The sequence below is a fragment of the Enterobacter cloacae complex sp. P6RS genome, assembly GCF_014982245.1.
Lineage (GTDB): Bacteria > Pseudomonadota > Gammaproteobacteria > Enterobacterales > Enterobacteriaceae > Enterobacter > Enterobacter bugandensis.
Genome location: NZ_JADCLB010000020.1, coordinates 370,206 through 383,366 on the forward strand (window position 1 = coordinate 370,206; position 13,161 = coordinate 383,366).

The window sequence follows — 13,161 nt, forward strand, 5'->3', positions numbered from 1 at the left end:
CGACATGGGCGACAGTATTCTTTCTCAGGCAGAAATCGACGCGCTACTTAACGGCGACAGCGATAAGAGTGACGACCCGCAACCGGGTCTCACCGGCGACGATAATATTCGTCCTTACGATCCCAATACCCAGCGTCGCGTGGTACGTGAACGTCTGCAGGCGCTGGAGATCATTAACGAACGTTTTGCACGTCAGTTCCGTATGGGGCTGTTTAACCTGCTGCGTCGTAGCCCGGATATCACGGTCGGTGCGATCCGCATCCAGCCGTATCATGAGTTTGCCCGCAACCTGCCGGTGCCAACCAACCTTAACCTGATTCATCTGAAGCCGCTGCGCGGCACCGGTCTGGTGGTGTTTTCCCCAAGCCTGGTGTTCATCGCGGTGGATAACCTGTTCGGCGGCGACGGGCGTTTTCCGACCAAAGTGGAAGGTCGTGAATTCACCCACACCGAGCAGCGCGTCATTAACCGCATGCTGAAGCTGGCGCTGGAATCCTACAGCGACGCGTGGAAAGCGATTAACCCGCTGGAAGTGGAGTACGTCCGTTCTGAGATGCAGGTGAAATTTACCAATATCACCACCTCACCGAACGATATCGTCGTCAATACGCCGTTCCACGTGGAGATCGGTAACCTGACCGGTGAGTTCAACATTTGCCTGCCGTTCAGCATGATTGAACCGCTGCGCGAGCTGCTGGTTAACCCGCCGCTGGAGAACTCACGCAACGAAGATCAGAACTGGCGCGAAAACCTGGTACGCCAGGTGCAGCACTCGCAGCTGGAGCTGGTGGCGAACTTCGCCGACATTTCGATGCGGTTATCCCAGATCCTGAAATTACAACCCGGCGACGTTTTGCCGATAGACAAACCCGACCGCATTATTGCCCACGTGGATGGTGTCCCCGTACTTACAAGCCAGTACGGCACGATTAACGGTCAGTATGCGCTACGCGTTGAGCACTTGATCAACCCGATTTTGAATTCGCTGAATGAGGAACAGCCCAAATGAGTGACATGAACAATCCGTCCGATGAAAACAGCGGAGCACTGGACGATCTGTGGGCTGACGCGTTAAACGAGCAAAAAACGACTCCGACAAAAAGCGCGGCGGACGCGGTATTCCAGCAGTTAGGCGGCGGCGACGTCAGCGGCACGCTGCAGGACATCGACCTGATTATGGACATCCCGGTTAAGCTGACCGTTGAACTGGGACGCACCCGGATGACCATTAAAGAGCTGCTGCGCCTCACGCAGGGTTCAGTTGTGGCCCTTGACGGCCTGGCCGGCGAACCGCTGGATATTCTGATCAACGGTTATCTGATTGCCCAGGGTGAAGTGGTGGTGGTTGCCGATAAATACGGCGTGCGCATCACCGACATCATCACCCCGTCTGAACGCATGCGTCGTCTGAGCCGTTAAGCATGAAAACCCAGGCAACACTATCGCAACCTTCCGCCGTACCCGGCTCCCCGCTGCTCCAGGTGAGCGGGGCGTTGTTCGGTATTATTGCCTTTATTCTGATCGCCGCCTGGCTGGCAAAGCGTTTTGGCCTGGCGGGTAAAACTGCCGGCACCCGCGGCCTGAAGGTCAGCGCCAGCACGACGCTTGGGCCGCGCGAACGCGTGGTCATCGTCGATGTGGAAGATGCGCGTCTGGTACTGGGCGTAACCGGCTCAAACATCAACGTATTACATAAACTGCCGCCCGCCCCGGTCACGGTGGACGAGCGCGCACAAGCCCCTGCGGATTTTCAGTCCGTCATGAAGAGTTTGCTTAAGCGTTCCGGGAGAACCTGATGCGCCGTTTGTTATCCCTGACGCTTGCGGGCGTTGGCCTGTTTGCTCCTGCAGTTTATGCGCAACTGCCCGGTCTGGTTTCCACGCCGATCGCGGGTGGCGGCCAGAGCTGGTCGCTCCCGGTTCAGACGCTGGTCTTCATCACCTCGCTGACCTTTATTCCGGCCATTCTGCTGATGATGACCAGCTTTACCCGCATCATCATCGTTTTTGGTCTGCTGCGAAACGCGCTGGGCACCCCTTCGGCGCCGCCAAACCAGGTGCTTCTGGGCCTGGCGCTGTTTTTGACCTTTTTCATCATGTCGCCGGTGATCGATAAGATTTATACCGACGCCTACCAGCCGTTCAGCGAAGATAAAATTTCGATGCAGGAGGCGCTGGAAAAAGGCGCGCAGCCGCTGCGAGAATTTATGCTGCGCCAGACGCGCGAGGCGGACCTGGCCCTCTTCGCCCGCCTGTCCAACACCGGCGAGCTGCAGGGGCCGGAAGCGGTACCGATGCGCATTCTGCTGCCGGCCTATGTCACCAGCGAGCTGAAAACCGCGTTCCAGATTGGCTTTACCATCTTTATCCCGTTCCTGATTATCGACCTGGTGATCGCCAGCGTCCTGATGGCGCTCGGGATGATGATGGTGCCGCCCGCCACCATTGCCCTGCCCTTTAAGATCATGCTTTTTGTGCTGGTCGACGGCTGGCAGCTGCTGGTCAGCTCGCTGGCGCAAAGTTTTTACAGTTAAGGAACGGCAATGACACCCGAATCGGTCATGATGATGGGCACGGAAGCGATGAAAGTCGCGATTGCCGTTGCCGCGCCGCTGCTGCTTGTCGCGCTGGTTACCGGCCTGATTATCAGTATTCTTCAGGCCGCCACGCAGATTAACGAAATGACGCTGTCGTTTATCCCGAAAATCATCGCCGTGTTCGTGGCGATTATCGTGGCCGGACCGTGGATGCTGAACCTGCTGCTGGACTATATGCGCAACCTGTTTACCAATCTGCCGTACATCATCGGCTGACCTGACGATGCTGCACTTCACCAGCGACCAGTGGGTTCAGTGGCTCGGCGTCTATTTCTGGCCGATGCTGCGCATTCTGGCGCTGATCTCCACCGCCCCCATTCTCAGCGAGAAATCGATCCCCAAGCGCGTTAAGGTGGGGCTGGGCATTATCATCACCATTATCGTCGCCCCTTCCCTGCCACCCGTGAATATTCCCATCTTCTCGGCTAACGCGGTATGGGTCGCTTTACAGCAGGTGATGATTGGCGTCGCCGTGGGCTTTACCATGCAGCTCGCCTTCGCCGCCGTGCGCACGGCCGGTGAGTTGATTGGCCTGCAGATGGGGCTATCGTTCGCCACGTTTGTCGATCCCGGCAGCCATCTCAACATGCCGGTGCTGGCGCGCATCATCGATCTGCTCGCCATGCTGCTGTTTCTGTCGCTCAACGGTCATCTGTGGCTCATCTCCATGCTGGTGGATACTTTCCATACGCTGCCGATCGGTGATAACCCGGTCAACAGCAATGCCTTCCTCGCGCTGACCCGCGCGGCGGGGCTGATCTTCCTCAACGGTCTGATGCTGGCTCTGCCGATCATCACGCTGCTGCTCACCGTCAACCTGGCATTAGGCTTGCTGAACAGAATGGCTCCGCAGCTCTCGGTGTTTGTGATTGGTTTTCCGCTAACGTTGACGGTCGGAATTTTATTAATGTCATTACTGATGCCCCTTATCGCCCCCTTCTGTGAACATTTATTCGGCGAGATATTCAATCTGTTAGCGGATATTGTCAGCGAATTGCCACGTAAATAATAGTCCTCACGATCGCTATTGTCTTTCTGAGGATATTCCTAAAATAAAACGCGAAAAACATCTTCCAGGATATATCTGACGCGGTTTAAATGTTTCTAACCACCTCACAATACTTAATATTTACTTTACTTTAAGAAGATTCCTGGCAAATTATACGTAACTTTACGGGATAGTGAGTCCGCCTGAAAGTCTTTGTCATGCTCACAGGTTTATTATTTTTTTCCATCCCGTATGGCTGTTTTGAGCTCTCAGGCAGATGGTGAATTATCGTTACGCATTGAGTGAGGGTATGCCATGTCAACGATCATTATGGATTTATGCAGCTACACCCGGCTAGGGTTAACCGGGTACCTGGCAAGCAGAGGGGTAAGAAAGAGAGACATCAACGATGCACACACCGTTGAAGAACTCGCAGCCGCTTGTGACGAACTCAAACCAGGCGTGGTGTTTATTAATGAGGACTGTTTCATTCACGATCCAGCCAACAGTCAGCACATTAAGCAAATCATTAATCAGCATCCAAAAACCCTGTTTATTGTTTTTATGGCGATCGCGAATATCCATTTCGATGAGTATTTGTTGGTCCGTAAAAATTTATTGATCAGTTCTAAGTCGATTAAACCCGAGTCGCTGGATGACATTCTGGGTGATTATTTGAATAAAGAAGTTAAAAATGTAGGAGCGGTTAACTTACCCACCCTTTCATTAAGCAGGACTGAATCAAGTATGCTGCGAATGTGGATGGCTGGACAAGGAACTATTCAGATCTCCGACCAGATGAATATTAAAGCGAAAACCGTTTCGTCACACAAAGGAAATATTAAAAGGAAAATTAAAACGCATAATAAGCAAGTGATCTATCACGTGGTACGTCTGACCGATAATGTGACGAACGGGATTTTCGTCAACATGCGTTAGTGGCTTAAACCCCTTTGCACCCTACCTTTGATCTCTGGCCTGGCCAGAGATTTTTGCTTTTGCGGACGTGGTCGGGCACGCGCAATGCCACCCGACGCCGTACTACTCCGCTTTCTCAACAAAAATGCCGTCCGGATGCCCCAGTTCGTTAAAAAACCAGATGCCGAGCGGGTAGTCTTCCAGTGAGACCAGGTACATTGTGCCTTCACTAAACTCTTCAATTGCCAGCACCACCCCCGGGCGGCGCGGCCCACCGTCCGTTTTAACCGTTACCCGATCGTTGACCTTCATACATTCCTCCTCTGGTTTTGAGCCAGTGTAGAACAAAACGCAAAAACACACATCGCCGCACGGCGTGAATGGCGTTTTTATACACAGTCTATACTTACCGTGGACACGGTTTAATGAGGAGCCCCGTAATGAAGACCGATAAAGAGTACAGCGACACCATCAAACGCGAGGTCGAGGTGGATGTCGATGCCCTGCTGGCCGCCATCAATGAGATCAGTGAGTCAGAAGTCCGCCGCACGGACGATGGTTCGGACCACGTCATTGTTAACGGGAGGGATTATCACACCTACCGCGAGCTGGCGGAGGCCTTCGAGCTGGATATTCATGACTTTAGCGTGTCTGAAGCAAATCGTTAGCACGAAAAAAATCCCGGTCATGGGGATGGCCGGGATCAAAACTTGCTTATGCAAGAAGCACTTGAAAATTCGTTACACCAGGAAATCTGATGTACAAACAACACTATCCCCAACGATTTTGCATGACAAGCATATATTCTTACGATGAATATAATATTTTTAACATAATCGTTTTGGTTATGAGCAACAACATGCGCCGAATGCGGGTTTGGCTGGATCGGTTCTCCTCAATCCGGTTTAAGCCCAGATATTTTTTAGGAATATTCTTAGATTAAGGCTCATTCGTTTTCGGGAGTTACTATGCTTTCACTCCGGGGTCCCCTGCTGATTTTTTCCGATTTGGATGGGTCGCTGCTGGATATTCATACCTATGAGTGGCAGCCCGCAATGCCGTGGCTGGATAAACTGCAGGACAACCAGGTGCCGGTGATTCTTTGCAGCAGCAAGAGCGCGGTAGAGATGCTGGATATTCAGCAGGATCTGGGTCTGGAAGGGTTACCGTTTATCGCTGAGAACGGCGCGGTGATTCAGCCTGACGTGCGCTGGGAAATGGGTCAGCGCCACATCAACGGTATAACGCACCGGGAGATTCGTCCGCTTATTGAGCAAATCCGCCAGCAGGCGGGCTTCAAATTCACCACCTTTGACGACGTGGACGACCGCGTCATTAGCGAATGGACGGGGATGACCCGCTACCGTGCGGTGCTTGCCCGCAAGCATGACGCCTCCGTCACGCTCATCTGGCGTGATTCCGACGAAGCCATGGCCCGGTTTGAAGCGGCGCTGGCGCAACACGGGCTGAAATGCCTGCAGGGAGCCCGTTTCTGGCATATTCTCGATGCCGGCTGCGGTAAGGACGTTGCGGCTAACTGGCTAATCGCGCAGTACCGTGAACGGGAAAATATTGAACCCACGACCCTGGGGCTCGGCGATGGGCCGAACGACGCGCCGCTGCTGGACATCGTGGACTTCGCGGTGGTGATTAAGGGGATAAACCGGCAGGGTATTACGTTACGGGACGATAACCCCCGTCGGGTTTATCACACCCGGCAGGCGGGACCGCTCGGCTGGCAGGAGGGGCTGGATCACTTCCTGTCCTGATCCCGCCACTCGACCCGGTTACGCCCGCCCTGCTTGGCCTGATAAAGCCGGGCGTCCGCCACGGACTGCAGCTGTTCAAAATCGTAGTTACCCGTTTCATCCGCGCTGCTGACGCCCAGTGACGCGCTGATGCGCAGGGTGGTGCTTTTCTTCACCAGGATCTCCTTACTGTTGATCCGGCAGCGTATACGGTCGGCGACGCCTTTCGCCTCCTCCAGACCGATCCCCGGCAGGACGACACAGAACTCTTCTCCACCGACGCGCCCGGCCACATCATTCTTGCGTAACGCGCTGGCAATCACGCCTGCCGTATGGGAAAGCACCTTATCACCGGCCTGATGGCCGAAACGGTCGTTGATGTTTTTAAAATGGTCGAGATCGATCTGAATCACCGAGAACGGCAGCGACTGCTGACGACAGGTTTCCGCCAGCAGTTTTGCGCGGTCGAACAGCGCGCCGCGGTTATTGAGCCGGGTCAGCGGATCGTGCCAGGCCTGCCACTGGAGCGAGTGCTGAAGCGTATACATGTTACTCACCATCCGACGGATCACCAGCCACGAGATCAACAGCATGGCGGTAAAGAGCGCCCACAGCAGCGCCAGCACGATGCTGATACTGCCGAAATCGTCCTGTACCCCTTCATGCAGCGTGTGGATCCGCAAGACGACGCCATCGAAGTGATCGAGCCGCTCCCAGGTAATAAACCGGCTCCCGAGGCGGATACCGCCGCCGGTATCGTGCTCAATCGCGTGGGCAATCTGCGCCGTTTCGCGTTCGTCAAACTGGTTAACCGGGCTTCCCGCATGGGCTGAGGTGGCAATCATATTGAGCCGGGTATCGTACAGCTGATACTCCCCCTCCGTCCGCTCTTCCGTCGCGTCGGTCAGCAGACGCTGCATCGTGTCTAAGGTAAAATCCATCGCCACGACGCCATACCAGTAATGATCGAAGTAGATGGGGACGCTGGCGGTGATCGTTCGTTTATCCCCGGTCCAGAATGAGGCTGTGGAGATAAACCAGCGCACGGCGCGCGCGCGATTGTTACGCTCTGACTGCTGGGTAAACCAGGACTGCGTGACCAGATGATAATAGCGGGCGGTAATATCATCCTCCCGATCCGGCGTATCCGTGGAAAGGTAAAACCCGGCGCGAGAGACGTAGAGCACCCGCGTTTCCGTTTGCGCTCTCGATGACGCCAGCCTGAGCAGATACCCCACTTCAAGCGCGGCAGAAATTTCATGACTGATGCGATCGGCGTCCCGATTCAGAAGCGTGGTTTTATCCACGAACGCGTCCGAGACCCCGTTAATGGGAAGCGTGCGCTTTTTATCAACGGCAAGCTGCCAGGTGGGAAGCATGCGGACGGCATTAAAGCGTGACACCGCGTCCTGTAAGACATCAAAGGCCAGCGGCGTCTCGATCGCATCACGCATGCCCTGGCGAAATAACAGCATCCTGTCGACGCTGTTCTGTAACTGCCTGTCCAGCGAGCTGGCCACGGTTTCCAGGTGGTTGCGCTGGCTGGAGATATACGCCTCTTCGAGGACCACCACTTCACGCCAGGTCAGGAGGGTTGAAAACACCAGAACAGTGATAAAACAGAGGTTAACAATCAAACCCGGATTGCTACGCTTATGCAGCCATTGCAGAAAAGTTCGTCTTACAACAAAGGTATCGCGCTGCACACACACTCCCTGATTACTGCCTTACACCCGGTACTTCAGGTAAAAACGCCCGGCAAAGCCGGGCGTTATGTGATTAAGCCTGATCGTGCTTGCGCTGGCCGTCACCCGGCTGAAGCTCATCTTCACGAAAGGCTTCCTGCTTAATGCTGTAGCCATCATGCCACCGACATTCCACCATTCCGCAGGAATACCCGGTGACAATCATGCGCGGGCCGCCCTTCTTAGGCTTAACTTCATCACTGACCAAAAAGACCATACCTGCCTCCTGTATCAGGGTGAAACTGTTTCAATTTAGACGAGGAATGGTCTTTTTGCACCCTGCGACGGGTAACAATTAGTGCGCCGTACCGCGCATTTTTTCGATCAGTTTCACCGCCGCCACCACGATAGCGCCAACGATAAAGCCCAGCACCAGATTAAGCAGCGTGGGCAGAATCGCTGCCACCACACTCCCCTGCGCCGAGGCGAAATGTTCGATGGCATGGTGCAGCGGCGCAATGCCGTGGACCACAATGCCGCCGCCCACGAGGAACATTGCCAGGGTACCCACCACGGACAAGCTCTTCATCAGCCACGGCGCCAGCGTCAGTAAGCCTTTGCCGATGCCTTTAGCCACCGCGCTGGATTTCTCCTCCAGCCAGTAGCCGATATCATCCAGCTTCACGATCAGCCCGACCAGGCCGTAAACGCCCACCGTGACCAGAATGGCGATCCCGGAGAGGATCAACACCTGATTCAGCAGCGGCGCATCGGAGACAATGCCCAGCGTAATGGCAACAATTTCAGCCGACAGAATAAAGTCGGTGCGAATGGCGCCTTTGATTTTATCGCGCTCGAAAACTTTCGGATCCTGCGCGGCAAGCGCTTCAAGGCGCTGCTGGCGCGCCTCCGGGGTATCCTTCTGCTTGCGCGAGCTCAAAGAGTGCAGGACCTTCTCCACGCCTTCGAAGCACAAGAATGCCCCGCCAATCATCAGCAGCGGCGTGATGGCCCAGGGGATGAATGCGCTAATCAGCAGCGCCAGCGGCACCAGGATCACTTTGTTCAGAAACGAGCCTTTTGCCACGCCCCACACCACCGGCAGCTCACGGTTAGCCCGTACCCCGCTCACCTGTTGGGCGTTAAGCGAGAGATCGTCCCCCAGCACCCCTGCGGTTTTCTTCGCCGCCAGTTTCCCCATCACGGAAATATCATCCAGTAAGGTGGCAATATCATCCAGCAATGTTAATAAGCTACTTCCTGCCAAAATGGTGATCCTTCTTTTTTTGGTAATTAAGTGAATAGTATGGAGCAAAAGCGCAATCGCGGAAACAGGCAGCTTTCGTCAACAAAAAATTCACATCAACAACACAATTAAAGGGCTCGCCAGCGCGATAGTTTTCGCGTTTACTATCAGCGACCTTTTTATTTCGTCGTGAGGGATTATGCGTTTCCGGCAACTGCTTCCGCTTATCGGGGCACTTTTTTCGCTGTATATCATCTGGGGTTCCACCTATTTTGTCATTCGCATCGGCGTGGAAAGCTGGCCGCCGCTGATGATGGCGGGCATTCGCTTCCTCTCGGCGGGTGTGCTGCTGCTGGCCTTCCTGCTGCTGCGCGGGCATAAGCTTCCACCGTTCCGCCCAATGCTGAACGCCGCCCTGATAGGCATGCTGCTGCTGGCGGTCGGTAATGGCTTTGTGACCATTGCCGAGCACCAGAACGTACCGTCAGGGATCGCCGCCGTGGTCGTTGCCACCGTACCGCTGTTTACCCTCTGCTTCAGCCGCCTTTTCGGCATCCGCACCCGCAAGCTGGAGTGGCTGGGGATTGGCATCGGCCTTGCCGGCATCATTCTGCTCAACAGCGGCGGTAACCTGAGCGGGAATCCGTGGGGCGCAGTGATTATCCTTATCGGCTCGATGAGCTGGGCGTTTGGTTCCGTATACGGTTCGCGTATCGAACTGCCGACCGGCATGATGGCGGGGGCAATAGAGATGCTTGCGGCTGGGATTGTGCTGCTGCTGGCCTCAGCCCTGACGGGAGAGGAGCTGACTACCCTGCCGCCGTTGTCGGGCTTCCTGGCGGTAGGCTATCTGGCGCTGTTTGGCTCAATCATCGCCATCAACGCCTATATGTTCCTGATCCGTAACGTCTCACCGGCGGTTGCCACCAGCTATGCCTACGTCAACCCGGTCGTGGCCGTGCTGCTCGGCACCGGGCTTGGCGGTGAAACGCTCTCTCCGGTTGAGTGGTTAGCTTTAGGGGTGATTGTTTTTGCCGTCGTGCTGGTGACCTTAGGCAAATATTTGCTGCCGGCAAAGCCCGTGGTTACGCCTTGCGAGGTGGAGAAACCGTAAGCGCGTGGATCCCCTGGGTGTCGATCTGCGCGGCCTGGCCGCCGCCGCAGATCCACTCTTCCAGCCGTTCGCTCAGATCGGCATCGTTCAGCTTTAACCGCCCTCTCAGCGCACATTCCCAGACGATCAGCACTCTCCAGCCCTGCGCGACAAGCGTGGCGAGATCGCGCGCGTCGCGCTCAACGTTCTTGCCAATCTTCTCCAGCCAGAAATCGGTGCGCGTCGCCGGAACTTTAAACAGGTAGCAGTCGTGATGATGCCAGAAACAGCCGTGGGTGAAGATAATGCACCGATACGCGTCAATGACGAAATCCGGGCGACCCGCAAGTGCGGGATCCTGCACGCGAAAGTCGAAGCCCGCCTGCGTCAGAAGCCCGGCCAGACGCTTTTCTATCGCGGTGTCACGCGTGCCGATGGCACGCATGTTTTTGCTCCGCGTGGCCTTATCGTGAACGTCCGTCATTGACGGCCTCACCCTGGCGGAGCGCCACCGCCTGTCTGATGCGCGAGGCCAGCAGTTTTGCCACCGCCGCGAACGCGGGCACCACCACCGAGTTGCCAAACTGACGGTAAGCCTGGGTGTCCGAAACCGGAATGCGAAAGCGGTAGCCCTGCGGCGTTTCAAAGCCCATCAGTCGGGCGCACTCCCGCGGCGTCAGGCGACGCGGACGGTGACGCTGGTTTTGCGGATCGTCGAAATCTTTCTCGCCCAGCGCTTTATCCCAGCCTCTGTCGATCAGGATTTCCGCGCCGTCTTTATAGTAGCGAGCGGACAGCGTGCGGGTCACGCTGTGCGGATCGTTTGGGTTCACCATGCCAAACCCGAAGCCGTTGCCTTTGGCCTGATGCTTTTTGGCATAGCGGTAGAGGTATTTCCACAGGATTGGGGTAAGGATAAATTTCGCGTCGACCACCGGCTCCAGCAGGTCGGCAATCGTTGGACGACGCTCGGGGTATAAGGAGGGAATATCCCGCAGGGTGAAATCCCCCTTCAGATTGAGATCGCGGCGGAAACCGACGAGCACAATGCGTTCGCGATGCTGGGGCAGGAAGTGTTTCCCGTCGATAATTTTCGGGTCATCCGCGCCCATGTCCTCGGAATCAGCCACGTCATAGCCCAGCTCGTCCAGCGTTTGCATGATAATGCGGAAGGTCTTTCCACCGTCATGGCTCTTTAAGTTCTTGACGTTTTCCAGCACGAATATGGCCGGGCGACGGGCGTCAATGATTCGGGCCACATCGAAAAACAGCGTTCCCTGCGTATCGCAGGCAAAACCATGGGCACGCCCGAGGGCATTCTTTTTGGAGACGCCGGCCAGCGAGAAAGGCTGGCACGGGAAGCCCGCCAGCAGCACGTCATGCGCCGGAATCGTCTGGCGAATGTGCTCGGCGGCTTGTTCATCCGTGACGCCGCTTTTATGGCTCAGGGTAACGTCGCGGATATCGGCGTTGAAATGATGTTCATGCGGATCGCAGTACCAGTTCGCTTTATAGGTGCGTACCGCATGTTTGTTCCACTCGCTGGTAAACACGCACTGACCGCCGATAGCTTCAAAGCCGTGCCGGATGCCACCGATGCCGGCAAACAGATCGATAAAGCGGAAGGCATAGTTCGGGTGCGCGGCAGACGGCCGCGGAAGCAGGTCTTGCAGATAACGAAACTCGCTTTCGCTCAGGCGGCGCCCTGCCCGATCGCTGGTCAGCAGTCGCTTAAGGATGGCCGGGCTCCAGTGGCTCTCGCCGTGCGCCACCAGCTGGTTTGCCAGCGTTTTAGCGTCATAAATATCCAGCAGCTGGCGCAGTAATGCCTGCACCGTTGCCGTTGACTTCTCAGCCTGCTCAGGCGCGGGCTCTGTCACTGATCGATTTTCCTGCATTCTTTTAACCGGGCAATAAAGACTGGAAACAGATTACCACAGTTCACTTTCGCAAACTGCGACGGAAGCGGTGTTGAATCTGGCTATCCAGCCCGATGCAGTCGCCCTGTAATTCGGCACTGAGTTTCGCCATAAACTGAATCAGAAAATCGGCGTTGTGCTGCGCGAGCTCGCGCCCGACGTCGGTTTGCATTGTATCAGGCAAGCGCAGCAGCTTGGTCTGAAAATGATCGAGCGCAAACGCCCGGTCATCAAGCGGGCGCGCGTCGGCAAACGGATCGTCCGCGTCAAAAAGCGGTACGCCCAGCGCGCCTGACACGGCAAACACGCGCGCCAGGCCAATCGCCCCCAGCGCCTCCAGACGATCTGCATCCTGGACAATTTTGGCCTCAATCGTGTACGGCGTCAGGCCGGCGCTGAAACTGTGCGCCTCGATGGCGTGCTCCACGGCGGCATAGCGATCGGACGGGAAGTCAGGGAAATCGCGGTGCAGAATGTCCCGCGTTCTGCGGGCAGCCAGACGCGACGACTGGCTGCGTTCAGGATGATTTTTCGGCAGGCTAACGATGTCGTGAAAATAGCAGGCGGTCAGGATCGTCAGCGGGTCGACGTGGTGATGAACCATGATTTTCTGCGCCGTCAGCCAGACGCGACGGAAGTGTGAAATATCGTGCGCGGTGTCGTCGGTCGCGTGATGTTCATCAAGCCAGGATTCAAAGCGCTGCTGCCACTGTATGAGTTCCATCATCCTTTCCTGTTACGAAAATGGGCACTGAATTATAACATAGCTAAATAAAATAAATTAAAAAATAGAACCCCGAAATACTTAATAATAATTACCCGCAATACTTTCAAGCGATTAATTCATTTGAAAAATAAAGAGATCCTTGGAAATATTTTGTAATATTTTCACTGGTTTAATTACATTTATTTTTGAACCAAATTTACGAGCCATAGAATAGTATCAGACACGTAATTACGGAGGGTGA

The 13,161-nt window shown here is 55.4% G+C and carries 16 protein-coding genes and 1 pseudogene; 10 read left to right on the forward strand and 7 right to left on the reverse strand.

The genetic code is table 11. The features are described 5' to 3' along the window. The first annotated feature begins 4 nt into the window (after nt 1-4). The 7 genes and pseudogenes from fliM (at nt 5) to rcsA (ending at nt 4,523) form a co-directional block, all read left to right on the forward strand. Nucleotides 5-1,009, forward strand: a complete 1,005-nt coding sequence (gene fliM, locus INF73_RS15515) for a flagellar motor switch protein FliM (RefSeq protein WP_028013703.1) — start codon at nt 5-7, stop codon at nt 1,007-1,009. Continuing rightward, nucleotides 1,006-1,419 (forward strand): flagellar motor switch protein FliN, encoded by a 414-nt coding sequence (fliN, locus tag INF73_RS15520; RefSeq protein ID WP_003859592.1) that lies wholly within the window; start codon nt 1,006-1,008, stop codon nt 1,417-1,419. Before fliM ends, fliN begins: the two co-directional genes overlap by 4 nt. A gap of 2 nt (nt 1,420-1,421) precedes the next feature. After that, nucleotides 1,422-1,796, forward strand: a complete 375-nt coding sequence (fliO, locus tag INF73_RS15525) for a flagellar biosynthetic protein FliO (protein WP_193540500.1) — start codon at nt 1,422-1,424, stop codon at nt 1,794-1,796. Continuing rightward, complete coding sequence (fliP, locus tag INF73_RS15530) at nt 1,796-2,533, forward strand: flagellar type III secretion system pore protein FliP (protein ID WP_028013705.1); 738 nt, start codon at nt 1,796-1,798, stop codon at nt 2,531-2,533. Before fliO ends, fliP begins: the two co-directional genes overlap by 1 nt. A 9-nt stretch (nt 2,534-2,542) precedes the next feature. After that, a complete protein-coding gene (gene fliQ, locus INF73_RS15535) occupies nt 2,543-2,812 on the forward strand; it encodes a flagellar biosynthesis protein FliQ (RefSeq protein WP_003859587.1) in 270 nt (89 codons plus the stop codon). A 7-nt stretch (nt 2,813-2,819) separates the two neighbouring features. Then, nucleotides 2,820-3,612, forward strand: a pseudogene (gene fliR, locus INF73_RS15540) (flagellar biosynthetic protein FliR); the annotation flags it as partial. A gap of 287 nt (nt 3,613-3,899) precedes the next feature. After that, nucleotides 3,900-4,523: a transcriptional regulator RcsA gene (gene rcsA, locus INF73_RS15545; RefSeq protein WP_013097740.1), complete on the forward strand. Its 624-nt coding sequence runs from the start codon at nt 3,900-3,902 to the stop codon at nt 4,521-4,523. Between the two features lie 102 nt (nt 4,524-4,625). Here the strand turns inward: rcsA and dsrB are convergent, their stop codons facing one another. Then, nucleotides 4,626-4,814 (reverse strand): protein DsrB, encoded by a 189-nt coding sequence (dsrB, locus tag INF73_RS15550; protein ID WP_013097741.1) that lies wholly within the window; start codon nt 4,812-4,814, stop codon nt 4,626-4,628. A 128-nt stretch (nt 4,815-4,942) separates the two neighbouring features. Between dsrB and yodD the strand changes: the two genes are divergently transcribed. Together yodD and INF73_RS15560 are read left to right on the forward strand one after the other, a co-directional pair. Continuing rightward, nucleotides 4,943-5,170 carry a YodD family peroxide/acid resistance protein gene (yodD, locus tag INF73_RS15555; protein WP_048959254.1) on the forward strand — a complete coding sequence of 76 codons (228 nt, stop codon included), beginning with the start codon at nt 4,943-4,945 and terminating at the stop codon, nt 5,168-5,170. A 300-nt stretch (nt 5,171-5,470) separates the two neighbouring features. Further along, the gene (locus INF73_RS15560; RefSeq protein ID WP_193540498.1) at nt 5,471-6,271 is read left to right on the forward strand and encodes a mannosyl-3-phosphoglycerate phosphatase-related protein; all 801 of its coding nucleotides are present in this window, start codon (nt 5,471-5,473) and stop codon (nt 6,269-6,271) included. Here INF73_RS15560 and dgcQ read toward each other — a convergent pair. The 3 genes from dgcQ to INF73_RS15575 all read right to left on the reverse strand — a co-directional run bounded on the left by dgcQ (nt 6,256) and on the right by INF73_RS15575 (nt 9,205). Continuing rightward, nucleotides 6,256-7,956, reverse strand: coding sequence for a cellulose biosynthesis regulator diguanylate cyclase DgcQ (gene dgcQ / locus INF73_RS15565; protein ID WP_063437729.1), 1,701 nt, complete (start codon nt 7,954-7,956; stop codon nt 6,256-6,258). The genes INF73_RS15560 and dgcQ overlap by 16 nt on opposite strands. A 73-nt stretch (nt 7,957-8,029) precedes the next feature. Continuing rightward, entirely contained in the window at nt 8,030-8,212 is a 183-nt protein-coding gene (locus INF73_RS15570; protein WP_193540496.1) for a YodC family protein, read from the reverse strand. A gap of 78 nt (nt 8,213-8,290) precedes the next feature. Continuing rightward, nucleotides 8,291-9,205, reverse strand: a complete 915-nt coding sequence (locus INF73_RS15575; protein ID WP_169804339.1) for a DUF808 domain-containing protein — start codon at nt 9,203-9,205, stop codon at nt 8,291-8,293. Between the two features lie 175 nt (nt 9,206-9,380). Between INF73_RS15575 and yedA the strand changes: the two genes are divergently transcribed. After that, complete coding sequence (yedA, locus tag INF73_RS15580) at nt 9,381-10,295, forward strand: drug/metabolite exporter YedA (RefSeq protein ID WP_193540494.1); 915 nt, start codon at nt 9,381-9,383, stop codon at nt 10,293-10,295. On the opposite strand, the gene INF73_RS15585 is transcribed toward yedA, so the two are convergent. The 3 genes from INF73_RS15585 to INF73_RS15595 form a co-directional block, all read right to left on the reverse strand. Further along, a complete protein-coding gene (locus INF73_RS15585; RefSeq protein ID WP_041909351.1) occupies nt 10,267-10,758 on the reverse strand; it encodes a very short patch repair endonuclease in 492 nt (163 codons plus the stop codon). The genes yedA and INF73_RS15585 overlap by 29 nt on opposite strands. Next, nucleotides 10,739-12,154, reverse strand: a complete 1,416-nt coding sequence (locus tag INF73_RS15590; protein WP_049000107.1) for a DNA cytosine methyltransferase — start codon at nt 12,152-12,154, stop codon at nt 10,739-10,741. Before INF73_RS15590 ends, INF73_RS15585 begins: the two co-directional genes overlap by 20 nt. A gap of 61 nt (nt 12,155-12,215) precedes the next feature. Next, nucleotides 12,216-12,917: a phosphohydrolase gene (locus INF73_RS15595; RefSeq protein ID WP_045260359.1), complete on the reverse strand. Its 702-nt coding sequence runs from the start codon at nt 12,915-12,917 to the stop codon at nt 12,216-12,218. Nucleotides 12,918-13,161: the final 244 nt, after the last annotated feature.